24 protein-coding genes are annotated in these 22,713 nt (G+C 69.1%); 10 read left to right on the forward strand and 14 right to left on the reverse strand.

What is annotated here, in order from left to right:
• The first annotated feature begins 272 nt into the window (after nucleotides 1–272).
• Nucleotides 273–542: a helix-turn-helix domain-containing protein gene (locus tag D0D37_RS05745; RefSeq protein WP_116199468.1), complete on the forward strand. Its 270-nt coding sequence runs from the start codon at nucleotides 273–275 to the stop codon at nucleotides 540–542.
• A 307-nt stretch (nucleotides 543–849) separates the two neighbouring features.
• Here the strand turns inward: D0D37_RS05745 and D0D37_RS05750 are convergent, their stop codons facing one another.
• Nucleotides 850–1,692, reverse strand: a complete 843-nt coding sequence (locus D0D37_RS05750) for a LysR family transcriptional regulator (RefSeq protein WP_116199469.1) — start codon at nucleotides 1,690–1,692, stop codon at nucleotides 850–852.
• A gap of 77 nt (nucleotides 1,693–1,769) precedes the next feature.
• On the opposite strand from D0D37_RS05750, the gene D0D37_RS05755 reads away from it, so the two are divergent.
• Nucleotides 1,770–2,483 carry an SDR family oxidoreductase gene (locus tag D0D37_RS05755; protein ID WP_116199470.1) on the forward strand — a complete coding sequence of 238 codons (714 nt, stop codon included), beginning with the start codon at nucleotides 1,770–1,772 and terminating at the stop codon, nucleotides 2,481–2,483.
• 4 nt (nucleotides 2,484–2,487) lie between these two features.
• Here D0D37_RS05755 and D0D37_RS05760 read toward each other — a convergent pair whose 3' ends face one another.
• The 13 genes from D0D37_RS05760 to D0D37_RS05820 all read right to left on the reverse strand — a co-directional run bounded on the left by D0D37_RS05760 (nucleotide 2,488) and on the right by D0D37_RS05820 (nucleotide 15,412).
• Nucleotides 2,488–3,063: an EndoU domain-containing protein gene (locus D0D37_RS05760; protein WP_116199471.1), complete on the reverse strand. Its 576-nt coding sequence runs from the start codon at nucleotides 3,061–3,063 to the stop codon at nucleotides 2,488–2,490.
• 46 nt (nucleotides 3,064–3,109) lie between these two features.
• Complete coding sequence (locus D0D37_RS05765; RefSeq protein ID WP_116199472.1) at nucleotides 3,110–4,378, reverse strand: DUF6297 family protein; 1,269 nt, start codon at nucleotides 4,376–4,378, stop codon at nucleotides 3,110–3,112.
• Entirely contained in the window at nucleotides 4,372–4,977 is a 606-nt protein-coding gene (locus D0D37_RS05770; RefSeq protein ID WP_116199506.1) for an ATP-binding cassette domain-containing protein, read from the reverse strand. The genes D0D37_RS05765 and D0D37_RS05770 overlap by 7 nt, the downstream gene beginning before the upstream one ends.
• Entirely contained in the window at nucleotides 4,974–5,867 is an 894-nt protein-coding gene (locus D0D37_RS05775) for a TIGR03621 family F420-dependent LLM class oxidoreductase (RefSeq protein WP_116199507.1), read from the reverse strand. The genes D0D37_RS05770 and D0D37_RS05775 overlap by 4 nt, the downstream gene beginning before the upstream one ends.
• A 95-nt stretch (nucleotides 5,868–5,962) precedes the next feature.
• Nucleotides 5,963–7,783 carry a phosphoenolpyruvate carboxykinase (GTP) gene (locus D0D37_RS05780; protein ID WP_116199473.1) on the reverse strand — a complete coding sequence of 607 codons (1,821 nt, stop codon included), beginning with the start codon at nucleotides 7,781–7,783 and terminating at the stop codon, nucleotides 5,963–5,965.
• A 437-nt stretch (nucleotides 7,784–8,220) separates the two neighbouring features.
• On the reverse strand, nucleotides 8,221–8,916 hold the full coding sequence (locus tag D0D37_RS05785) for a DUF6802 family protein (RefSeq protein ID WP_116199474.1): 696 nt from the start codon (nucleotides 8,914–8,916) through the stop codon (nucleotides 8,221–8,223).
• Nucleotides 8,917–9,014: 98 nt separating this feature from the next.
• Nucleotides 9,015–9,566, reverse strand: coding sequence for a hypothetical protein (locus D0D37_RS05790; RefSeq protein ID WP_116199475.1), 552 nt, complete (start codon nucleotides 9,564–9,566; stop codon nucleotides 9,015–9,017).
• Between the two features lie 7 nt (nucleotides 9,567–9,573).
• Complete coding sequence (locus D0D37_RS05795) at nucleotides 9,574–11,400, reverse strand: dynamin family protein (protein WP_116199476.1); 1,827 nt, start codon at nucleotides 11,398–11,400, stop codon at nucleotides 9,574–9,576.
• Nucleotides 11,397–11,861, reverse strand: a complete 465-nt coding sequence (grpE, locus tag D0D37_RS05800) for a nucleotide exchange factor GrpE (protein ID WP_208719817.1) — start codon at nucleotides 11,859–11,861, stop codon at nucleotides 11,397–11,399. Before grpE ends, D0D37_RS05795 begins: the two co-directional genes overlap by 4 nt.
• 70 nt (nucleotides 11,862–11,931) lie before the next feature.
• Nucleotides 11,932–12,534 (reverse strand): TetR/AcrR family transcriptional regulator, encoded by a 603-nt coding sequence (locus D0D37_RS05805; protein WP_116199477.1) that lies wholly within the window; start codon nucleotides 12,532–12,534, stop codon nucleotides 11,932–11,934.
• Nucleotides 12,535–12,541: 7 nt separating this feature from the next.
• Nucleotides 12,542–13,021, reverse strand: coding sequence for a YqeB family protein (locus D0D37_RS05810; protein ID WP_116199509.1), 480 nt, complete (start codon nucleotides 13,019–13,021; stop codon nucleotides 12,542–12,544).
• Between the two features lie 220 nt (nucleotides 13,022–13,241).
• Nucleotides 13,242–13,835: a hypothetical protein gene (locus D0D37_RS05815; protein WP_116199478.1), complete on the reverse strand. Its 594-nt coding sequence runs from the start codon at nucleotides 13,833–13,835 to the stop codon at nucleotides 13,242–13,244.
• Between the two features lie 32 nt (nucleotides 13,836–13,867).
• A complete protein-coding gene (locus D0D37_RS05820) occupies nucleotides 13,868–15,412 on the reverse strand; it encodes a dynamin family protein (RefSeq protein ID WP_116199479.1) in 1,545 nt (514 codons plus the stop codon).
• 166 nt (nucleotides 15,413–15,578) lie between these two features.
• Between D0D37_RS05820 and D0D37_RS05825 the strand changes: the two genes are divergently transcribed.
• The 8 genes from D0D37_RS05825 (at nucleotide 15,579) to trmB (ending at nucleotide 22,631) form a co-directional block, all read left to right on the forward strand.
• On the forward strand, nucleotides 15,579–16,787 hold the full coding sequence (locus D0D37_RS05825; protein ID WP_116199480.1) for a sensor histidine kinase: 1,209 nt from the start codon (nucleotides 15,579–15,581) through the stop codon (nucleotides 16,785–16,787).
• Nucleotides 16,784–17,440, forward strand: coding sequence for a response regulator (locus D0D37_RS05830; RefSeq protein WP_116199481.1), 657 nt, complete (start codon nucleotides 16,784–16,786; stop codon nucleotides 17,438–17,440). Before D0D37_RS05825 ends, D0D37_RS05830 begins: the two co-directional genes overlap by 4 nt.
• A gap of 235 nt (nucleotides 17,441–17,675) precedes the next feature.
• On the forward strand, nucleotides 17,676–18,611 hold the full coding sequence (locus D0D37_RS05835) for an ABC transporter ATP-binding protein (RefSeq protein WP_116199482.1): 936 nt from the start codon (nucleotides 17,676–17,678) through the stop codon (nucleotides 18,609–18,611).
• 28 nt (nucleotides 18,612–18,639) lie between these two features.
• Nucleotides 18,640–19,386: an ABC transporter permease gene (locus D0D37_RS05840; RefSeq protein WP_116199483.1), complete on the forward strand. Its 747-nt coding sequence runs from the start codon at nucleotides 18,640–18,642 to the stop codon at nucleotides 19,384–19,386.
• Between the two features lie 155 nt (nucleotides 19,387–19,541).
• Entirely contained in the window at nucleotides 19,542–20,450 is a 909-nt protein-coding gene (locus tag D0D37_RS05845) for an ABC transporter ATP-binding protein (RefSeq protein WP_116199484.1), read from the forward strand.
• Nucleotides 20,447–21,190, forward strand: coding sequence for a hypothetical protein (locus tag D0D37_RS05850; protein WP_116199485.1), 744 nt, complete (start codon nucleotides 20,447–20,449; stop codon nucleotides 21,188–21,190). Before D0D37_RS05845 ends, D0D37_RS05850 begins: the two co-directional genes overlap by 4 nt.
• A 218-nt stretch (nucleotides 21,191–21,408) precedes the next feature.
• Nucleotides 21,409–21,903, forward strand: coding sequence for a hypothetical protein (locus D0D37_RS05855; protein WP_244223403.1), 495 nt, complete (start codon nucleotides 21,409–21,411; stop codon nucleotides 21,901–21,903).
• 20 nt (nucleotides 21,904–21,923) lie between these two features.
• Entirely contained in the window at nucleotides 21,924–22,631 is a 708-nt protein-coding gene (gene trmB, locus D0D37_RS05860) for a tRNA (guanosine(46)-N7)-methyltransferase TrmB (RefSeq protein WP_116199487.1), read from the forward strand.
• Nucleotides 22,632–22,713: the final 82 nt, after the last annotated feature.

Genomic DNA, 22,713 nt, shown 5'->3' on the forward strand with positions numbered 1-22,713 from the left:
CCGCCTGACCCTAGACCTCGGTCATCCCGCCGTCATACGACTTCGATATCGATTCGATCAGCACTGCGAACACGTTCCAGGGTGTGGACAACCTCGGGGACAACCCGCTCGTGCGCGGCCTCGGCAAGCCGTTCGCTACCCCTATCGGCGGGACTGGGCCGCCCCGAATGCCCCAAGGACTTGTGCCGGACGGCGGTTGTCCACGGGGTTCGGCAGCTTGTGCACAGAGTTATCCACAGGCGGTGGACAACTCTGTGGCTAAACTGGGCGGCATGGTCCGCGTGCCCCTCACCGACGAAGAACGCTCCCGCGGCGAGCGGCTCGGCCTGGTGCTGCGCGCCGCCCGGGCCAGCCGCAGCATGGTCGACGTGGCCGCGGAAGCGGGCATTTCGGTCGAAACCCTGCGCAAGATCGAAACCGGCCGGATCCCGACGCCCGCGTTCTTCACCGTCGCGGCGATCGCCGACGCGGTGGGCATGCCGCTGGATCGGCTGCGGGTCGCGTGCGACGGCGATCCGGCGGCGTTTTCGCAGGCCAGTTGAGGTTTTCCGGCTTCCCGGGTTGATCGGGCAGCGGGACGGGGCGGATGAGGCAGAGCCGTTGAGACCGGCCGCCGTGGGCAGGATCGGCGAGCAGATCGGGCAGATGCCTGGAGCCGGTGGACAACTGTGGACAGCTCAAGGATCGGCGCGAAGTGCGACCACGGCCTGAGCGAGCGCGGCCACCTCCGGCGAGCGACAAGTGCCCGACGTCCGTGGACAACTCAAGACCCGGCGCGAAGCGCGACCGCAGTCTGAACGAGCGCCGCCAGCTCCGGCGAACGGCAAGAGCCCCACGCCTGTGGACAACTCAAGACTCGACGCGAAGAGCGACCGCAGCCCGGACAAGCGCGGCCACCTCCGGGGAGCGGCTGGTGGACGGCCAGGCGAGCATCGTCGTGACATCCGGGGCGTCTACGACCGGGACCGCGACGTGTTCCGGCCACTGCCAGGCCCGGCTGGATGCCGGGATCACCAGCAGCGTCCGGCCGAGCGCGACGAGCTGGGCGAGCTTCGACTGGGTGCGCGCCTCCGGTCCCGGCCCGTCCGGGTAGCTGCCGTCGAGGCGGGGCCAGCGGGCGATCGGCAGGTCCGGCACGTCGCTCACTTCGGCTAGCGTCAGCGTGTCCCGCGCGGCGAGCGGATGGGCCGCGGGGAGGATCGCGACCTGACCCTCGACCTGCAGCGACTCGGTGTCGAATCCGGCGAGGTCGTCGTAGGGATGGTGCATGATCGCGACGTCGGCGGAACCGTCGCGGAGCAGTCCGGCTTGTTCGCCGACCTCGCACAGCAGAATCTCGACCGGCGGCGCGTCCGGGGCGTCCAGAATCCGTTGCAGGAGTTCGTGCGACGCCCCGGCTTTGGTCGCCAGTACCAGCTGCGAGTCCCCGGCTCGACGCGTGCGGCGGGCGGCGGCCGCGACTGCGGCAAGGGCGAGGCGGGATTCGCGGAGCAGCACTCGACCGGGCTCGGTCAGCACGACGCCGCGACGGTTTCGTTCGAGAAGTTGCACGCCGAGCCGTCGCTCCAGTTGGGCGATCGCGCGGGACAGCGGCGGCTGGGCGATCCCGAGCCGTTCGGCAGCGCGGCCGAAGTGCAGTTCTTCGGCGACGGCGGCGAAGTAACGGAGTTCGCGAGTCTCGAGATCGTCCACAAAGGCCAGCGTAATACCTGGTGGGTATCACAGCGGACCTAATCGATCTTGGCCAAAACACGGCACCCGAGACGACCATGGGCGGAGTGAACGATACGAAGACCGCGCTGGTCACCGGCGCGAACAAGGGAATCGGCCTCGCCATCGCGCATGGCCTCGGCTCGATCGGCTTCACCGTCGCCGTGGGAGCGCGGGACGAAAACAACCGCGAGAAGGCCGTCGAAGAACTGCGTGCGGCGGGCATCGACGCGTTCGGCGTCGCGCTCGACGTCACCTCCGAAGACAGCGTCGCCGCCGCGGCCGAGACCATCGAGCGGCTCGACGTTCTGGTCAACAACGCGGGCATCGGCGGCCAGATTGACGGCGGCGCCCAGGATCCGACGACGCTCGACCTCGACGTCGTCCGCACTGTCCTCGACACGAACGTCTTCGGCGTAGTCCGGGTTACGAACGCGATGCTGCCGCTGCTGCGCAAAGCGAAGTCGCCACGCATCGTCAACATGTCCAGCAACATGGGCTCGCTGCAACTGCGGACCGGCCCGATCCTCGCCGCTTACGCCCCGTCGAAGACGATGCTCAACAGCATCACCGTGCAGTACGCCCGCGCGCTCGCCGACACGAACGTCATCGTCAACGCCGCCTGTCCCGGTTACGTGGCAACGGATTTCACCGGTTTCGCCGGAACGCGCACGCCCGAGCAGGGCGCGGCGATCGCGGTCAAGCTCGCGACCTTGCCGGACGACGGGCCGCGCGGCGGGTTCTTCGACGACGCCGGGGCCATCCCCTGGTGACGCCTCAGCCGCGCAGTTCGGCGAGCAGCCGTTCCCGGTCGTTGAGGTAGCGGCAGTCGCGGACCGGCAGTTCGAAGGAGTTCAGCAGCTTCTCGAAATCCGCGTACTCGTCCGGGTTGAGCTGGATGCCGGTGACCTCGAAGTGCGCGGCCATGGTGTCGGCGAGTTCCTCCCATTCGCCGGACCACTGCAGATCGCGGTAGTGCTCGAGGTCTTCCGGCGGCATCCGGCCGGCGAGCAGGCGCAGGACGCTGTCGACGAAGTAGCTGATCCGGTTGCCCGCGCGGTCGTCGACGGTCGGATTCGCCGGGTCCCGCGCGGCGTCCGGGTTCCGGACCACGCCGGGGCTCGGCAGCGGGAAGCTGGTGTGCACGAGACCGTCGCCGTTGACCAGGACGACCACGCGCACGCCGTACCGTTCGCCGACGCAGCGCCAGCGCCCGTTGTACTGCTGCCGCCGGGGTTCGCCCGGATCGTTGGCGACGTCCTTGACCACCGCGATGATCTGCTCGTCGCTCCACCCGGGCGGGAATTCGCAGGTCGCCCTGCGGCCGATGCCGGAAGCGTGTCCACCGCCCACCTTCGGCTCCTCTCGTCGGCACGGAGCCTAACCCGGGCGCGCCCGTTCAGCCGAGTTGTGCCAGTACGAAGATGCCGACCGCCAGCACGTCCGGGCCGCGGAACAGTTGCCGCATAAGGTTTGCCGGCATCGGACCGGCGGGGGTGTCGACGAAACCGGCGCTGCTGTAGTCGACCGGCTGACGCGTGACGGTACGCAACACCGAAAGCACCGCCAGGGCGACCGTCACCCACGAGAGAGCCGAAAACGCGGTTCCCAAAGCGAAAAGTGCCACTAAGAGCAGAGCCGACCAGAACAGGCCGACCACAACCAGGGCGACTCCGTGGGCGATCACCAGCTCTCGCGACGACGAGCCCAGCCAGCGTCGCCGACCCGGATTCCGCCACAGCACGCCAAGACCGGCCCCGAACGGAGTAAGCGCGACGTACGCGCCGATCCCGACGAGCACCGGTCCCGGCAGAGTGGGAACAGCAACATGTCCGACGGCTACCGCGAAAGCCACTAACAAAACCGCGCTCGCGTACCGGGCACGGCCGACGATCCCGACCCACGCGAGCCGGAACGCGGTGGGCGGGCGCAGCGACCACGAGCCCGCGGACGAGGACTCCGGCAGCATCATCATCGGGTCGAGGAACGTCACCGCCATCGCGCGCAGGACCCGCGCGTTCCAGCCGTCGAGCAACACCGCGCGTCCGGCGCCGCTGACTGCTTCGCCGCCAAAAGCCAGCAGCAGACCGCATAGCGCCAGCGCCGCGCCGACGTACTGCACCGCCGTTGCGTCGAGACGAACCGCAGCGATCACGACGCCAGCCACCGCGAGGAGCAGCGGTCCAGCGGCTTCGAAAAGGAACGCGGTACGACGTGCGGTGGTGAACGCGAGGATCGTGCCGCCGGCGACGAGAGCTGCCGCGGCGCGCCACCAGTCGAGCGAACTTCCGCCGACCGCCAGCATCAGCGCGGCGAGATATCCGATCACCACCACGAATCCGGCGAGCACGCTGGCCAGCCGGGTCGCGACGACGCGGCGGCGGTCGACCTCGGCGAAGTCCATCCAGGTCAGCTCGGCCGGTTCGGCCCAGACGAATCCACGGCGCAGCAGGCTTCGCCAGCCCACCGCGGCGCACAACGCGACCAGGCCGAGCACCGCCGAGTAGTCCACTGCGGACGGTCCAAAGAGGACTCGATGCCAGGCGTCGGTGCGGAAAAACGCGGTGAACAGGAAGCCGACGCCGAACATCAGCACGAACGTGGGGCTGTCGCCGCTGAAGATGCCGCCGAACCGCTTGCGGCCGGGCACGCGCAACCGGGTCACCACAGTTCGAGCACGCTGTCCGCCGTGTCCAGCAACGGTTGATGGTGCGTGGCAACGACAACTGCCGCACCGGCCGCGGTGGAACGGCCGATCAGCTCGACCAGCCACTCCTTGCCCGCGGTGTCGAGCGCGCGTTCGGGCTCGTCCAGCAGCAGCACTCGATGCGGCCTCGCGGTGACGCCCAGCAGCAGCAACCGGCGACGCTGTCCGGCCGAGAAATGCCCGGCGGTGACGCGAGCGCGTTCGGCGAGGCCCGCGTCCGCGAGCAGTTGGTCGAAATCACCGAGATCCTCGCCGAACGAACCGGAGAGCAGTTCCAGGTGCTGCAGCGGGGTGAGTTCGGCGAAGAAGTCGGAATCGTCGAAGAGCACCGATACCTTGCGGCGGAAGGCAATGCTGCGTTCGTCCGGCTTCGCGCCGTCGACCAGCACCCGGCCCCGTTGCGGTTGCTGCATTCCGTACAGACACCGCATCAGCGTGGATTTGCCGACGCCGTTAGGCCCGACGAGCACCGCGCATTCGCCCGGATCGACGGAGAAATCGAGGTCTTCCAACAACCACAGGTCACCGGCCTTCACCCCGAGGCCGCGCGCGTCGACTATCGGCGACACAGCAGATCCACCACCGGGGACAGCACTTCGAGGTTGGCCTCGAGGACCGTGAAATAGCTGAAGCCGAACCGGACACGGTGCGCGACCAGCTGATCGGCGATTTCGTCGACCGTGCCGACCAGCACAGTGGGGACTTCGGCCAGTTCGTCGAGCGTGAGCTTGTCACCGAAGCGCGCGAGGATTTCGCGCAATGCGGCTTCCCGATCGTCAGTGATCTGGACGAATTGCACGAGCAGGTTGAATTCGGCTTCACGGCCGGCGAGCCGCTCGGCGACGAACCGCGTGCGTTCTTCCACCGCGTCCGCGGTCGCCAGCATCGGCGGCGAACCGTCGCGCACTTTTGCCGTGCCGCTGAAGGCAATCGTCGCCGCGTGCTCGGCGGCGAGCGAAAGCAGCCGGTCGCCGCGGCCGCCGATCATCAACGGGGGACCGCCGGATTGCGCGGGCTGAGGCGCGTATTCCGGATCCGCGTACAGCCGCTGGAGTTCCTTGATCGCGAGTTCGAGGTGATCGACCCGCGCACCGGCGCTGGGAAACGGCATTCCCGCCGTTTCGAACTCCTCTTTCACATATCCGGCGCCGAGGCCGAGTTCGAGCCGTCCGGACACGAATTGGTCCGTGCCCGCGACGTCGCGCGCGAGCAGCGCCGGATTGTAGAACGGCGCGTTGAGCACGAAAGTGTTGAGCCGCACCCGTTCGGTGACCGCACCGGCCAGCACGAGCGCGGGAAACGGCGGCGCCATGCCGAGATGGTCGGCCACGCTCAGCACGTCGTAGCCGAGTTCCTCGACCCGGCGGCACTTGCCGACCCACTTCTCGCGCGAGCCCGGCAGCACCATGTTCACACCGAACCGGAACGGCTTGTCCCCAGTAGACACCATGCGGCCCACGCTACCGTCCTCCCCAATGCCGTGAAGGACTCCTTGAGGGAATCAGATTCCCTCAAGGAGTCCTTCACGGACCTTGGCTTGGAAGCTCAGCCGAGACGCTGGGCCAGCGCGTCAAGCTCGTCGCGCAGCGAGGACGGCACCTCGCCGATCTTCGCGAACCACTCCTCGATGAGCGGCAGTTCCTCGCGCCACTCCTCGTTGCGCACCTCCAGCGCGGCCTGGATGTCCTCGACCGGCTCGGACAGGCCCTCGAGGTCGAGGTCCTGCGCGTTCGGCACGAAGCCGACCGGGGTCTCGACCGCGTTGCCCTTGCCCTCGACGCGCTCGAGCACCCACTTGAGCACGCGCGAGTTCTCGCTGAAGCCCGGCCACAGGAAACGGCCGTCGTCGCCGCGGCGGAACCAGTTGACGTAGAAGATCTTCGGCAGCTTGTTCGCGTCGGCGTTCTTGCCGAGGTTCAGCCAGTGGTTGAAGTAGTCACCGGCGTGGTAGCCGAGGAACGGCAGCATCGCCATCGGGTCGCGGCGCACGTTGCCGACCGCGCCGACCGCTGCGGCGGTGGTCTCCGACGACATGGTGGCGCCCATGAACACGCCGTGCTGCCAGTCGCGGGCCTGGTTCACCAGCGGCACCGTCGTCTTGCGGCGGCCGCCGAACAGGATCGCCGAGATCGGCACGCCCTTCGGGTCGTCCCACTCCGGCGCGAGGATCGGGCACTGCGACATCGGCACGCAGTAGCGCGAGTTCGGGTGGGCGGCCTTCTCCTCGGAGTCGGGCGTCCAGTCCTGGTGCTTCCACGAGGTGGCGTGCGCGGGCTTGTTCTCCATGCCCTCCCACCACACGTCGCCGTCGTCGGTGAGCGCCACGTTCGTGAAGACCGTGTTGCCCTTCTCGATGGTGCGCATGGCGTTCGGGTTCGTGTGGTTGTCGGTGCCCGGCGCGACGCCGACGAACCCGAACTCCGGGTTCACCGCGTAGAGGCGGCCGTCCTCGCCGAAGCGCATCCACGCGATGTCGTCGCCGAGGGTCTCCGCGCGCCAGCCCGGGATGGTCGGCTGCAGCATGGCGAGGTTGGTCTTGCCGCAGGCGCTCGGGAACGCCGCCGCGACGTAGTGGACCTTGTCCTCGGGCGAGATCAGCTTGAGGATCAGCATGTGCTCGGCGAGCCAGCCCTCGTCACGGGCGATGACCGAGCCGATGCGCAGCGAGTAGCACTTCTTGCCCAGCAACGAGTTGCCGCCGTAGCCAGAGCCGTAGCTCCAGATCAGCCGCTCCTCCGGGAAGTGCGAGATGTACTTCGTCTCGTTGCACGGCCAGGCGACGTCCTTCTCGCCCGGGGCCAGCGGCTTGCCGACCGAGTGCAGCGCGGGCACGAACTCGCGCTCGGAACCGTCCGGCGCGATGAACTTGTCGAGGGCGGCCTTGCCGGCGCGGGTCATCACGCGCATCGAGGCGACAACGTAGGCGAAGTCGGTGATTTCGATGCCCAGCTTGGGGTTTTCGTCGCCGAGCGGGCCCATGCAGAACGGGATGACGTACATCGTGCGGCCGGCCATGCAGCCGCGGTACAGCTCCGTCATGGTGGCCTTCATCTCGGCCGGGGCCACCCAGTTGTTCGTCGGGCCCGCGTCCTTCTCTTCCTTCGAACAGATGAAGGTCCGGTTCTCGACCCGCGCGACGTCGTCGGGGTCCGAGGTGGCCCAGTAGGAGTTCGGCTTCGCGTCCAGCTTCACGAAGGTGCCGGCGTCGACCAGCTCCTGGTTGATCCGGGCGGCTTCCTCGTCAGACCCGTCGACCCACACCACGCGGTCCGGGGTGGTCAGCTCGGCGACCTCCCGGACCCAGGACAGCACGCCACTGTGCGTCGTCGGCGCTGTGTCCAGTCCGGGGATGGCGACTGCGGTCATCTCTACTCCTGACTTCCGACGACAAAAGAGCCCACACCGCGAACGACAGTGTTCTTGGTGCGGGCTTCGTTGCCGGCGACCGAATGGCTTCGCACACCGGCGGAAGACCGGTGTGCGGGTTTTGGGATTCCCCGACTGTAGCCGGATGGACGGCAGGTAACCGAGAGCTGACCTGTCGGTTCTCTCACAAGAACGATAAGGGAATCGATTCAGTTTCACCGGAACGGGCCAGCGGCGAAAATCTTTCCGCGCGGCCCGCGTCGCATTCGTGCCCGATGCCGGGAGCCGTGCTGATCAGTCCTGATCTTCGTCGGATCGGCACCGGGCGCCGGTTCGCCGGACGCGGGCGAACGGGGTCGGGTTTCGGCGTCCCGGAGACGACGAAACGGGCCCGGCGCGCGGCCGGACCCGTTCGGGTGACGTCAGTTACCGGGGGTTCAGTTGGGGCTGATCCACTGCCCGGTTCCGCTGTCGATCTTCGCGACGCCGCTGAGCAGCTGCGCGCCCTCGCCGCCCCAGGCCGAATCGCTGCCCGGGTCCGCCACCGCGTGGTTCGCGCCGCCGTCGCTCTCGGTCCACTGGCCCTGGCCGGTGTGCTCGTAGGTGTGAGTGGAGCCGTCCGCGCCGACCTGCACCGCGACGTCGGCCTGGCCGTCGCCGTTGGTGTCGGTGAAGGCGATCGTGCCGCCGGACTTCGTCTCGACGACCGCGGTGTCGTTGTGCCCGTCGTGGTCGGTGTCGATGGTGGCGACCCCGGCGTCGACGTTGCCGTCCGGCAGGTCGGCGTGGATGTGCCCGGCGGTCGAGGTGTCCTGCGAATGCGGGTCGGTGCCGTCCGAGCCGGACTGGCCGTGGCCGGATTCGACCCAGCTGCCGGTCTGCTCGTCGTAAACCGCCTGGTCCACGACGTGCCCGGTCGAGTCGAGCACCGCGTAGTGGTCGGCGACGCCGTCGTGATCGGTGTCCGCGAACGCCTGAGCGGTGCCGTCGTCGTGCTCGACGACCGCGGTGTCGGCGACCCCGTCGTGGTCGGTGTCGTAGTTGACCTCGGCCTGGTACTCCTGGCCGTCGACGTTGACGGTCAAGGCCTCGTGGCCGGTCGCGTCAGTGCCGCCGCTCTCGTCGACCCACATGGGTTGGTCCCCCTTATTACGCCGGGTCTGCCGCTGGTTTCGCTCGGTATGACTCACGTTAGGCCGGTTCGGTTCCCGTCCACAAGCCGATCACCTGCTCACGGCGGCAAGTTGGCCGGAAGGCCGGAGCCGGTGACGAAGACGCACCAGGTTCCCGCTTCCTCGCGGTTCAGATCGAGCCGGGCGGTCGTCGGCGGGTGCGCGTTCCGGCTTACCTCGACCTCGAAGAACGCCCCGTCGCCGGGGCCGGTGGTCGGCTTGCCGAGACGGATCCGGACGTTGTCGTGGGTGAAGCGCTCGACCGCTCTCGTCGCCGGGTACTCGGTGGAGGCGTGGCAGTTGACGTTCTGCAGGCCGATCGGGTCGCGCTTGTTGACCGCGTTGACGTAAGCCTGGACGACAACCTCGGGCCCGCCTGCCGGGCGGTGCACTTCGACGCTGTCGTCGGTCGCGACGATGAAGATGGCGACACCGCCACCAGCGAGCAGCACGACGGCACCGAGGCAGATTCCCATGATCAGCCCGATCCGGCGGGGCTTCTTCGGCGGTTGCGGCGGCTGCCACTGCTGCGGCGGCGGGCCGCCCCATTGCGGAGCGGGCGGCGGTGCTCCCCACTGCGGCGGTTGCGGAGATCCGGGTCCGTACGTCACCGGCTGATCATGCCCGATCGCGGACCGTGCGGATGCGGGATAGCAGAGTTTCGGCTCGGGTGTGGCCTTCGGTGACGTCCTTGAGGCGTTTCGAGACGATCGCGATCTTCTTCGCCCGCTCCTGCGCGCTCATCTTGATCGTCTGATCCACCTCCTTCAGCTCCGCCTCGATCGCGTCGATGCGGCGGCTGAGTGCCTCGTCGAGGGCGAGCGACAGCTGCTGTTCTGCCTCGATGAGCTGTTCGGCGATCAGCTGGTCAAGCGTCGAACGGGCGTCGGCGATGGCTTCGACCAGCCACTGCTTCAGGTGCTGTTTGTCCGAGGCGTGCTTGCGAGTACGCGCCATCCACCAGCCCGCGCCGAGGCCGATCACGATCGTCGCGGGGAGGACTACCGGGTTGAGGATCGCGACTCCGGCCAGCGGCAGCGCGGCGATCTTTCCCGCGCCGACACCGCCGGAAATGCCCATGAACACCAACAGTTTGTCTTCGGCGGTCGGCGGTTTCTTGTCCGGCGGGCGCAGTACAACCGGCGGGCCGCCAGCGCGGGCGAACTGGGCGCGGATCACGTCTAGTTCCTCAGCGGAAAACAGCTCGGATAGCGCCGTGTTCGTGACCTGATTCAGCCGTTGCGACAGCTGCATCGACACTCGCTGCGACGCGGTCTGCAGCGCGATGTCCACTTCCTGCGGCAACGCGGCCAGCTCGTCCCGCTTCGCCCCGTCGATGCGTTGGCGGAAATGCGCCTGCGCCTCGCGCATTTCGCGGCTGCTCTCGTGGCCGACCTCGACCCGCGTGCGCTGGATTTCGCCGCGCAAGCGCAGTTGCCAGCCGCGGGTGGAAGTGCGGCGTTGGGCCTGAAGATCGTCGCGGCGGGCACGGAGTTGTTCGGCTTCCGCTTCGCCTGCCGACAGGGCACGGCTTTCCGCTTGCAGCTTCGCTTTGATTCCGGCCAGCGCGCTCGACAGCGAGCGGAGCGTGTTGGCTTCCTTGAGCATCATCGACCGGCCGACCAGCAGTTCCTGCAGCGCGACCTGCACCGCGGCGATGCCGGACTTTTCCCGCAGCATGGCGGCGACCTGCTCGTTCGGTGCCTTCGCGGCGGTCTCGAACACGCGCGCCGACACCGGATGAAACACCGCGTCGGCGAAGCGCGGCGCGTGTTCGGCGAGCAGTTGCCGGTTGGCTTCCAGGATCTCGCGCCAGCCGCGGAACGCGTCGGTTTTGGCCAGCACGAAGACAACCGTCTCGACGCGGTCCGCGACCTCGCGCAGGAACTGCAGCTCAGTGGACGTGAACGGGGCCGAAGCGTCGACCACGAACACCAGCGCGGTCGCGCCCGCGGCGGCTTCCTTGGCCAGCTCGCCGTGCAGCGAATCGAGCCCGCCGACGCCCGGGGTGTCGACCAGGGTCAGCCGTTCCAGCAGCGGGACCGGACCGGACACCTCGACGTAGCGCGGCGGCAGCTGTCCCGGCGGCAGCTCGTGCGAGGCGGACACCCAGTCGACCAGCTGCGTCAGGTCGAACGGCACCGACGCCAGCTGACCGGGGTAGCAGGCCTGCGCGCCCCACTGCTGCGCGTGCTCGAAAACGAGGTAGGTCGCGGTGGCCACGTCAGCGTCCACAGGGGACAGTCCCGGGGTCGCGAGCAGGGCGTTGACCAGCGAACTCTTCCCGCGGTTGGTCTCGCCGACGACCACCACGGACGGTTTCTCCGAACGGGCCTTGCGCTGCTCCTCGACCCATTTGGCGGCCTGCGGATCAGCCTCGCGGACGACGCCGAGCAGCTGTTCGCGAGCGGCCTGGACCTGAGCGGGAAGCGTCGGTGCGGTCACTGCGCCCGCTTCGCGTAGACGGTGACGATCGGCGCACGCAACAGCCGTTCCTGGTCGGCGAACCCGACGACCTCGGTCTCCGCGACGACGCCTTCCATCTCCGGATCGTCGGTGGGCACGGCACCGCCCGCCTCGTGGCGCGCCGGGTCGAATCGTTCGCCTTCGGCGCGCAACGCGGTGACACCGATGTCGGCGAGCCCGTGTTCGAGCCGTTCCACGACGCCGCTGCTGCGGGCGCGGTCCAGCGCGTACAGGCAGAGCTGGATGAGCGCCTGCCGGTCGGAAAGCGCGCGTTCGAGGTCGCCCGGAGCAGCTACGAGGTCCACATCGGGATCCGACGCATCGGCCGCGGCGTCGGTTCCGTCCGCTTCGGCGATGATCCGCGCGAGGGCGTCCGCGCTGATCTCGCCGGTCGGCGCTTCGGCCGCGTCGGCGGCTTCCTCGTGGCCGAACCACGCCATCAAGACCCTCCCCTGGCCGTCCCCCGTGATTCCACCAGTTTGCGGCACCCCGGCGCGCGGCGGGGGCAGATCACTCAGACGGGCCGAGAATCCGCGTCAGCAGCTGCCGCAGCACCGCCTGCTCGTGCTCGACGTCCAGCTCGGGATCGAGGCTCGCGCGGGACAGCAAGGCGTCGACCAGCGCGACGATCCAGTTTCCCGCGTCGGCCGGGGCCAGCGCGGGGGAGAACCGGCCGGTGCGGACGCCGTGGTCGACCAATCCGGCGAGACCGGTGCGCATGCGGTCGTCGTTGCCGCGGATCAGCTCGGCGAATTCCGGATCGCGAGCTGCCTGCGCGGCTGCTTCGAGGATCAGCCGGACGACGCCGGGCAGCGCGAGCGGCGACGTCAACTGCGCGACGACAGCGAGTACGCCCTCCCACGGATCGGCCATTTCCGCCGCCGCGGCAAGCAGTTCCTCGTTGTCGTCGGTGTCCGCCTCGAAAATGCCGACGAAGACCGCGCGCTTGCTGGGGAAGTAGTGGAACAGGCTGCCGGAGCTGATCTCGGCGGCGCGGCAGATGTCCGCGGTGGAGGTCTTTTCGAAGCCGTCGCGGGCGAAGCAACCGGCTGCCGCGTCGAGAATCGCGCGCCGTTTCGCCGCGTGCTTCTCGGGATCGACCGTCCTCACCACTGGGACATCATCGCTCAGGCGGCGGTTCGTCGAGCCACGGGCGGCCGTGCGTCGTGAACGCCTCGGCCAACTGCCGTCGGGGGAGGTCCGTCTTCTCCCTGGCTATTTCGCGATCGTTTTCGCCGAGCAACACGAGCTTGCCGTCGTCCATGAACACGGAGGCGAGGGGAGTGTCGATACGTCGGCGGCGTTCGCGGCGTTCGAGCGTGACGCGCGTGGCGGACACCGTGACGATCAGCCGGTCCCACGCCCAGAACCAGGCGAACACCACGCCGAGCAGCAGGCCGACGACGACCGCGCCGATCAGCCGCCAGGGCTGCGGGACCTGGTGCAGCAGCCGGAACGGACCCTGCACCGGGAACCACGGCAGCGACGCGATCCAGTCGGCGAGCGCCTGCACGCCCCAGCCCAGCAGCGCCCCGCCGATGGGGCAGGCCAGCCAGGATCCGCGGCGCACCCACGCCGGTTCGTCGACCACCGTTTCCATGGCGACCATTATTAGACCGAGTGCTCGGTTTATCAAACCCACCTCGGCTCAGCTCCGGCGCGGTGGAGGTCCGTGAGGGGAACCCTGAGGGACTCAGAGTCCCTCAGGGTTCCCCTCACGGACAGCGCACCCGGCACCTGCCTCGCGGCCAGGGAAGGCGCCCTCGAGGGGCCCTTTACGGACTTCTGCGTAGCCGTAGCGAGGCTGGGCGCCGCGGACCTCAGGCGAGTTCGTGGATCAGCGAGCGCATGGCCTGGTCGAGCGCCGGGACGTCCGCGGCCAGCTGGGACGACACCAGCAGCTGGTGCTCCGCCGTCCGCAGCCACACGCGGCCGGCGACCGGGATCTCCAGCACCGACAGCCGGAACGGCCGGGCGCGACGGCCCAGCTCGACCTCGGTTTCGCGGACGAGCCGACCCAGCCGTTCGCCGGCGAGAATCTGGCGGCGGTGGAAGCCGGACGAGACCGGGCGGCGCGCCGTGGCGAAGTGTTCGGCCGCCGCCGGGGCGAAGTGCTGGGCTGCGAGGTCGATCGCCGAACCGTCGCCGGGAGCAGGGCTTTTCCGCCGGATGCGCGCCGAACCGCGGTCGCGCAGGAAAGTCAGCAGGCCGTTCCACCACGGTTCCCACTGCGCCTGCACCGCCGCGCGGTCGAGGGCGGGCGGGACGTGCACCGGGACCGCGGGCTCCACCGGCGGAAGCAGCTGGCCGTCGGCGATCGAGAGCGCGAGTACGTCCCGGAGGAACAACGCCACGTCGACGTCGTGGTCGCTCCCCCAGTTCACCCGCCACGAGGTGGTGTCCTCCAGCCGCACGACATTCAGCCTACGCGTCGCGGGCGAGTTGTTTACTGTTCGCGAATCTGTTGCCAGATCAGGAAATAGGCGCGGTGCACGACGTGGGCCACGCGGCTTTGCGCCGGAGTCGCGCCGAACGACGCGAAAGAACGCCACCAGCCAGCGCGTTCCAGCGCGTGCGCCGCCAGCTCCGGCCGCGGGGCGCCGGGAAGTCCGAGCTGCGCGCCGAGGTCGGCGTTGCTGCCGACCCGGAGCACCTCTTCCGCCAGGTCTTCCGGCATCTCGACCGCACCCGACGCGACGAGCGTCAACGCTTCCAGCAGCCGCAGCTGATGCGCTTCCGGGCGGGCCAGCAGCACCTCGATCGCGTCGTGCACGCGCTGCCGTTCGCCCGGGTCGCCGGACGTGTGCGCCAGCGCGGTCACCGACGCCAGCGCGGCCGCGGCCTTGATCCCGTCGGCGCGCGCGGCGAAGACGATCGACAGCCGGCGGCGGACCGCGTCGAGTCCGGAGATGTCGAGAAGCTTGCGGCGCAACGCTCCCGCGGTGATCTCCGGTTCCGCGCGGATCGCGTCGACCGCGCAACGGATTCCGAAGAGATCGAGCTTTTCCAGTAGCCGCAACCGGATCCCGGTCGGGATGTCGCACTCCCAGCTGGTGAAGATGTCCGCCGCGATGAGCATCGTTTCGAGAACGTCGTCGTCGAGCGCGGCAAGCTGTCCGAGCGCTTCGGCATCAGCGGACGTGAAGCCGCCGGACTCGGCCGATTCGGCGATCAAGCCGATCACCGGCAACACGTCCGCGACGCGCGGCTTCAGCGTCGCGGCCTGCTTCTCGGCGAGCAATTGCGCGGCTTTCCAAATGTCCCCGCCGGAGCCTTCGACAGATTCCGCGACGACCGTGTCCGCCTTGTTCAACACGGCGATCGCGTTGACCGGCCCCGCTTCCCGGCTCGCGGTCGCGGCGGTGAACGCGGCCAGCGCCTGCTGGTCGTCCGCGCGCACGCCCTGGGTCACCACGTAGAGCACGGCCTCCGCGCCCGCGACGGCGTTGCGCGAGGTGTCGTCGAGGTCGTCGGAGCCCTCGTCCTGCTCGGCCGCGCCCAACAGTTGCTCGGTCCGCGACACCGACGCCGCGTCGAGCGAGCCGAGGCCCGGGGTGTCGATCACCGTCATGTCCTGCAGCACCGCGTTGGTCAGGTACGCCTCGAGGTGCGAGACCTCGGCGATGTCGACGCCGAGTTCGGCCGGGATCGATCCGTCCGCCGCGAACGGCAGCACCTGCTTGCGGCCGTCGAGGAACACCACCTCGACGCGGTCGACGGTGCCGTACTGGAACCGCGTGACCAGCCGTGTGCACTCGCCGACGTCGGTGGGCGCGACGAGCCGCCCGATCAACGCGTTGACCAGCGTCGACTTGCCTGATTTGATCCGCCCGGCGACCGCCACCTGCAGCGGCGCGCCCAGCCGGCGCAGCACCTCGGCGAACCCGGCGGCCGTGCGCGGGGACACCTGGGATCGCAGCCGGTGGCACAGCTCCGCCACCGACGCGGACAGTGGGCCGGCGAGCCGTCCCCGTTCCGCCGCTGCCGTCACCGCCCCGGCCCCCTTCCGGCTCGTACGCTCCCCCGAGCTGGAATCGTCGCATGCCGGTCATCCTTCGGTCGCACCGAAGGTGCTACCCGCGACCGACGCGGCCGCCAGTCGCGCGACCTACTGTTGAGTCGTGCGACGGCTCAGCCTCTGGATGCGTGCCCACCCGATGGTGGGGGACTCGCTGCTCGCGCTGTTTCTCGCGCTCTTCGACATCGTGCTGTTCGCCGGCGGCGGCGTCGATCCCGAAGTGCCCGGCCCGGCTTGGTACGTCGCGGTCCCGATCGATCTCGCCGTGGTCGCGCCGCTGGTCTTCCGCCGCAAACGGCCGGTCCTCGCCGCGTACCTCGTGTACGTCATTTCGTACGCGCACAGCGCGCTCGACCTCGGAGTCTCCGGTCTGGCCGCACTCGCGATCAGCCTCTACTCGGTCCAGGTCTACGTCGGACGCAAGCAGGGGCTGCTCTACGGCGGCGCGTTCGTGGTGGCCATGGCCGTCACCGCGATCGTCAAACCCGAGCCGTCGATGGCGGCCCAGTTGCTGTTCAGCGCCTTCACCATCGCCTTCTGCTGGCTGCTCGGCGAATTCATGTACGCCCGCCGCGCCTACCAGCGAGAACTGGAAGCCCGGCTGCACCTGCTGGAGACCGAACGCGACCAGGCCGCGCGCATCGCGGTGGCCGAGGAGCGCGGCCGGATCGCCCGGGAACTGCACGACGTGGTGGCGCATTCGGTGAGCGTGATGGTCGTGCAGGCCGACGGCGCGGCGCTCGCCCTGAAGTCCAATCCGGAGCTGGCCGGACGCGCGCTGGGGACGATTTCCGAAACCGGCCGCGGCGCGCTCGGCGAACTGCGCCGGCTGCTCGACGTGCTGCGCAACGACCACGGCGACGACGAACCCCGGGTGCCGCAGCCGGACGCGACCGCGCTGGGCGACCTCGCCGAACGGATGCGCGCCGCGGGCGTCCCGGTGGACCTCTCCCTCGGCGACGGGCTGGACGAACTGCCCGCCGGGGTGTCGCTCGGGATCTACCGGATCGTCCAGGAATCGCTGACCAACACGCTCAAGCACGCGGGCTCCGGAGCGAGCGCCGCGGTGCGGGTGCAGCGGACCGGCGACCAGGTCGAGGTGCTCGTGCGCGACGACGGCGCGGGCCGGGCCCGGCGGCTCGAACAAGTAGGCGCGCACGGAACTTCCGCGGCGGGGCCGACTGGGACGGCCCGGCAACCGGCGCCGCGACTGTCGGTCGCGGGCGGGAACGGGCTGATCGGGATGCGGGAGCGGGCGAACGTGTACGGCGGAACACTGGAGGTGGGCCCCGCCGCCGGCGGTGGCTGGCAGGTGCGAGCGGTGCTGCCGGTTAGGTTGAACTCGTGATCCGAGTGGTGGTCGTCGACGACCAGGAACTGATGCGCGTCGGGTTCCGGATGGTGCTGGGCGCGCAGGCCGACATCGACGTGGTCGGGGAGGCCGGCGACGGCGCGCAAGCCGTGCGGATGGCCGCCGAACTGCGGCCCGACGTCGTGCTGATGGACGTGCGGATGCCGGTTCTCGACGGCGTCGAGGCGACGAAACAGATTGTCGCGGCGGGCACCGCGCGGGTGCTCGTGATGACGACGTTCGACCTCGACGAGTACGTCTACGCCGCGCTGCAGGGCGGCGCGTCCGGCTTCCTGCTCAAGGACACTCAGCCGGACTACCTGGTGTCCGCGCTGCGTTCGGTCGCCGACGGCGACGCGGTGATGTCGCCCTCGGTCACCCGCCGGCTGCTCGACCGGTTCGTCGGCTCCGGCGGCGCGGAAATGCGCGATCCGGCCGACCTCGACGTGCTGACCGACCGCGAACGCGAGGTGCTCGTGCTGATCGCGAAAGGCATGTCGAACATCGAGATCGCCGAGACGTTGTTCCTTTCCGAGGCTACGGTGAAAACACACGTCGGGCGGATCCTGTCGAAGCTCGACCTCCGCGACCGGGTGCAAGCGGTCGTCCTCGCATACGAGACCGGGCTCACTCGGCCGGGGATGGGCTGAACCGTCCGATTCGGACACTGTCCACACCGGACCCCGCTGCGGATTTCGTAGCGGGGTCTTGGCGGATCGGGCAAAACTCAGGGTCGGCTCAGGGACATCCCCCATCGCGCTCCACCCTCCGGCACGATTGAGTACTACTCAGGTCGGGTAGCCGGTTCGGTCCACGGGATGACGCGGAAACGGCCGCGTTCAGACAGGATGAATTCCGTCCGCACCGCCGTAGAGGGAGCAGGGGATGATCGAGGCAACAGGTCTCACCAAGCGTTACGGGAACACGCTCGCGGTGAACAACCTGTCGTTCAGCGTGGCCGCGGGGAAAGTCACCGGATTCCTCGGCCCGAACGGCGCAGGCAAGTCCACCACGATGCGCATGATCCTGGGCTTGGACAACCCCACCGGGGGCCAGGTCCGGATCGGCGGGAAGCTGTATCACGACCTGAAGGAACCGCTGCGCACGGTCGGCGCGCTGCTCGACGCGAAATGGGTGCACCCCAACCGCTCGGCCCGCGCGCACCTGCAGTGGATGGCCCGGTCCAATCGCATTCCGGGCAAGCGCGTGGACGAGGTGCTCGACACCGTCGGGCTCACCAGCGTCGCGGGCAAGCGGGCGGGCGGGTTCTCGCTCGGCATGTCGCAGCGGCTGGGGATCGCCGCCGCGCTGCTGGGCGACCCGGAGGTGCTGCTGTTCGACGAGCCGGTGAACGGCCTCGACCCGGAGGGCATCCTCTGGATCCGGAAGTTCATGCAGCGCCTCGCCGCCGACGGCCGGACGGTGTTCGTGTCGAGCCACCTGCTTTCGGAGATGGCGCTCACCGCGACCGACCTCGTGGTCATCGGCAAGGGCGAGCTGATCGCGCAGTCCACCACTGAGGAATTCGTGGCGCGGGCCGCGGAGAACACCGTAAAGGTGCGCTCGCCGCAGCTTCCGGCGCTGCGCCAGCAGCTGATTTCCGCCAGCGCGGAGATCACCGACGCCGGCGAAGCGCTCATCGTGTCCGGAATGGACAGTGCGAAGATCGGCGAGATCGCCGCTTCGGCGAACCTCGTGCTGCACGAGCTGAGCCCGCAGACCGGCTCGCTCGAACAAGCCTTCATGCAGATCACCGGCGACTCCGTCGAGTACCACACGGGGCTCGAGGCAGAGGCGCAGCAGGCCGCGGCCATCCGCTGACCACACTCTCGTTGGGAAGAGAAAAATCATGACTTTGCTCGCGGTCGAACGCATCAAGCTCTTCACCACCCGGTCGCCGTGGTGGTGCGCCCTCATCGCTATCGCTCTCACCGTCGGCTTCGCCGCCCTCATGGCGACCGCGCTGCCGAGCGGGGAATCGATCTCGGTCGCCAACACCCAGGCCGGACACCAGTTCGGCATCGCGGTGATCATGGTGCTGGCGGCGCTTTCAGTGACCACGGAGTACCGCTTCGGCACGATGCGCACCACGTTCCAGGCGGTGCCGCACCGGGGCAGCGTGCTCGTCGCCAAGGCCACCGTCGTCGCGCTGCTGTCGTTCGTGATCGGCGAGATCGCCGCCTTCGGCGCGTGGGGCCTCGGTTACGTGATCCGTCCGTCGGACTCGGTGGCGCTGCAGACCTCCGCGGACTGGATCAACGTCGCGGGAGTCGGCGTGGTGTTCGCCTTCGCCGCGGTGATCGCGGTGGCCGTCGGGACCCTGATCCGGCACAGCGCCGGTGCGCTCTCGCTGCTGCTGATCTACGTGCTGGCGGTGGAAAGCCTCGTGCAGCTGATCCCGACCGTCGGCCCGAAGATCCACCAGTGGATGCCGTTCAACGTCGCGGAGCGCTTCCTCGGCGGTTCGGCTTCCTCGCGAGGGCCGGGCCTGCCGGACGCGGTGCTGTCGCAGTGGGGCTCGCTGGCCTACTTCGCCGGGGTGGCCGTGGTGCTGCTGGCCATCGCGATCGGCGTCGCGAAGAAGCGCGACGCGTAAAGACCCACAGGGGAGTTCGGACGAGTCAGGCGGGGGCCGGCGGAGCCGAACAAGGGGAAAAAGGGGAAAAGGGGAACAAGATCCGGGTCGCCATTCGGGGGCGGCCCGGATCTTTCCGTTTCGGTAGAGTTCGGGTCCACGAGAAGGGGGACGGCGTGCTCGAAGCGACTGGACTCACCAAGTCCTACGGCGACACCGTCGCGGTGCGAGACCTGACATTCACCGCGCGAGCCGGTCGCGTCACCGGGTTCCTCGGTCCGAACGGGGCGGGCAAATCCACCACGATGCGGCTGCTGCTCGGGCTCGACGCGCCCACCGCGGGCACCGCGCACATCGAGGGCAAGCCGTACCGGCAGCTGTCCGATCCGCTGCGCACGGTCGGCGCGCTGCTCGACGCGACGTGGCGGCATCCGGGCCGCTCCGCCCGCCAGCACCTGCGATTCCTCGCCGCGACGAACGGGCTGCCGGACCGGCGCGCCGACGAGGTGCTGGACCTCGTCGGGCTGTCCGCGGTGGCTCGCAAGCGGGCGGGCACGTTCTCGCTCGGCATGCTGCAGCGGCTCGGGATCGCGAGCGCGCTGCTCGGCGACCCGCGCGTGCTGCTGTTCGACGAACCGGTGAACGGCCTCGACCCCGAAGGCGTGCACTGGGTGCGCAAGCTGCTGCACGGGCTCGCCGAGGAAGGCCGCACGGTTTTCGTGTCGAGCCACCTGCTGCCGGAGATGGAGCAGACCGCGCAGGATCTCGTGGTGATCGGCCGCGGCCAGCTCATCTACCACGGCACCATGGCCGATTTCGTGGCCCGCGCCGGTTCTCGCGGCGTCCGGGTGCGCACGCCGCACGCCGACGAGCTGCGCAAAGCGCTCACCGAAGCGCGCGCGGTTTTCACCGAGGATTCCGGTGCGTTCCTGGTGTCCGAAATGGACAGTGACGCGATCGGCGAACTGGCTTTCTCCGCCCGCGCCACGCTGCACGAGCTGAGCCCGCTGGCCGGTTCGCTCGAGCACGCCTACCTCGAATTGACCGGCCAGGCGGCCGAATTCACCAGTGGAGGTGCGCGGTGAATCTGCTGCGGGCGGAACGGATCAAGCTTTTCAGCACTCGCGCGCCGTGGTGGTGCGCGCTGATCGCGGTGGCCGCGCCGATCGCGTTCACCGCGTTGTTCCTCGGGCTTTCCGGGGCCGAAATCACCGCGGACGTGAGCAACACTCAGCTCGCCACGAGCACCGGCCGCACGGTCGCGCTGGTGCTGGCGGTGCTGGCCGCGACCGCCGACTTCAGCTGGGGCACGCTGCGGCTCACCTTTCAGGCGGTGCCGACGCGAACGCCGGCGCTGCTCGCCAAGGGCGCCGTGGTGTTCGTGGCCTGCGCGGTGCTGGGCCTGCTCGCCGGTGTCGGTTCGTGGGGAATGGCGCACCTCGTGCGGCCGGACGCCGACCTCGGCCTGCACTCCGGAGCGGACTGGCGGATCGTGTTCGGCCAGCTGCTGACGTTCGCGCTGACCGGTCTGCTCGGTGTCGGCGTCGGGTTGCTGCTGCGCAGTTCCGCGCTGACGCTGGCGATCGTGCTCGTGTGGACCCAGCTGGTCGAGGGCCTGGTGCTGCTGATTCCCAAGATCGGCAGCGATCTCTACCAGTGGATGCCGTTCTACGCCGCCTCGCAGTTCGCCGGTGGCGATTTCACCAGGACGACCCTGAAACTGTCACCGCCTTTCGGTCCGTGGGGTTATCTCGCGTATTTCGCAGCGATCAGCGTGGTGTTGTTCGCCGCGGGCGTGGCGACCGCGAATCGGCGGGACGCCTGACCTGCACGTGCACATTCCCGATTGCGCGGCGGGCGATCGGATTAAATTCACGTAAACCGGTGTGGCTTCTCTCACAGGGAGCGGACATACTGTCGGAAAGCCACGGATATTCAAAGCAGAGCCCCGTCTCAGCTCTCCGGAGGTGAACCGTGACGGTGGACGTTGATCAGGAACTCATTTCCCGCGACGCTGCGGTACCAACCCCCCGGCTCGAGCCGATGCTGGACCTCGAATGGTCCCAGGCGATCGAACTGCCCCGGTTCGCGCTGCCCGCGACCCGGCCCGCGGAACTGCGCCAGGCGTGGGTGCACCGCGCCCCCGAGGACGCCGTGCTCGGGCTGTACCGGCGGACGAGCGGAACCGACGAAACGCTGCCCGCGCCGTGGTGGCTGCGCGCGGTCGCGAGCGGACGGCTCGAATCGCGCGAACTCGGCTTCCGCATCGAGGACCGGGTGGCGCACCTGCTCGGCAAGCGGATGGGCTGGGAATTCGTGCCGTGGGCGGCCGACGGCGAATCCGGGTACTGGGAGTTCATGCCGTCCGAACGCGGCAAGTCCGGCCATTCCATCCCGACGACCGTGCTGAACACCGACCGGCACGACGGCTGGATCGACGTGCTGCCCGCGCATTCCGGCCACGCTCCGGAGCCGGTGGCGGTCGCCGGACTCGCCGGTTTGCGCTCCCGGCTCGGGGAGTTCGAAGCGGTCCGCTGACGCGCCCGTATGTTGTCCGGGTGGAAAACGAGGACCAGCCACGGCTGCGCAGCGTGGTCAGCTACGTCAAACGCGGCGGCCGGATGACCGTCGGCCAGCAGCGCGCCTGGGAAGAACACTGGCCGCGGCTCGGCCGGACGGTGTCCGAACTGCCCTCCGGGCCGGTCGACTTCACGGCATGGTTCGGCCGGGAAGCGCCGGTCATGCTGGAGATCGGTTCCGGCATGGGCGAGACGACCTCGCAGCTGGCCGCCGCCGCGCCGGAGCTGAACTATGTCGCGGCCGAGGTGTACGACCCTGGGCTCGGGCAGTTGATGCTGCGCGCGGAGAAGCTCGGCGTGACAAACCTGCGGCTGATGCACGGCGACGCGGTGGTCCTGCTGACGTCGCATGTCGAGCCGGGCACGCTGTCCGGGGTGCGGCTGTTCTTCCCGGACCCGTGGCCGAAGAAGCGCCACCACAAGCGGCGGATCGTGCAGCCGGAGTTCGTGGCGCTGATCGCTTCGCGGCTGGAGCCTGGCGGGACGTTCCACATGGCGACGGACTGGGAGCACTACGCGGAGCAGATGCTCGAGGTGTGCTCGGCGGAACCCGCGCTGCGGAACCGGTATGCGGACGAGCCTGGCGGCTGGGCGCCGCGGCCGGAATGGCGGCCGGTGACGAAGTTCGAGCAGCGGGCGGACCGGGAGGGCCGGGTTTCGCACGACTTGATCTTCGAGAAGCGCTGATCTTGGGTTGAAGCGCCCCAACGCGGTGCGCGAGTCCTGTCCAATCAGTCCGGTAGGCGAGGCCGGAAGTCCGTGAGGGGAA

Source organism: Amycolatopsis circi (assembly GCF_003385235.1).
Lineage (GTDB): Bacteria > Actinomycetota > Actinomycetes > Mycobacteriales > Pseudonocardiaceae > Amycolatopsis > Amycolatopsis circi.

Excerpts from the sequence above, each read along its gene's own strand:
- D0D37_RS05835 (WP_116199482.1), top strand. The coding sequence starts at position 17,676 with ATGATCGAGGCAACAGGTCTCACCAAGCGTTACGGGAACACGCTCGCG.
- D0D37_RS05810 (WP_116199509.1), bottom strand. The coding sequence starts at position 13,021 with ATGGAAACGGTGGTCGACGAACCGGCGTGGGTGCGCCGCGGATCCTGG.
- D0D37_RS05785 (WP_116199474.1), bottom strand. The coding sequence starts at position 8,916 with ATGTGGGTCGACGAGAGCGGCGGCACTGACGCGACCGGCCACGAGGCC.
- D0D37_RS05755 (WP_116199470.1), top strand. The coding sequence starts at position 1,770 with ATGGGCGGAGTGAACGATACGAAGACCGCGCTGGTCACCGGCGCGAAC.
- D0D37_RS05840 (WP_116199483.1), top strand. The coding sequence starts at position 18,640 with ATGACTTTGCTCGCGGTCGAACGCATCAAGCTCTTCACCACCCGGTCG.
- D0D37_RS05745 (WP_116199468.1), top strand. The coding sequence starts at position 273 with ATGGTCCGCGTGCCCCTCACCGACGAAGAACGCTCCCGCGGCGAGCGG.
- D0D37_RS05825 (WP_116199480.1), top strand. The coding sequence starts at position 15,579 with ATGGTGGGGGACTCGCTGCTCGCGCTGTTTCTCGCGCTCTTCGACATC.
- grpE (WP_208719817.1), bottom strand. The coding sequence starts at position 11,861 with ATGGCGTGGTTCGGCCACGAGGAAGCCGCCGACGCGGCCGAAGCGCCG.
- D0D37_RS05775 (WP_116199507.1), bottom strand. The coding sequence starts at position 5,867 with ATGGTGTCTACTGGGGACAAGCCGTTCCGGTTCGGTGTGAACATGGTG.
- D0D37_RS05855 (WP_244223403.1), top strand. The coding sequence starts at position 21,409 with ATGCTGGACCTCGAATGGTCCCAGGCGATCGAACTGCCCCGGTTCGCG.
- D0D37_RS05780 (WP_116199473.1), bottom strand. The coding sequence starts at position 7,783 with ATGACCGCAGTCGCCATCCCCGGACTGGACACAGCGCCGACGACGCAC.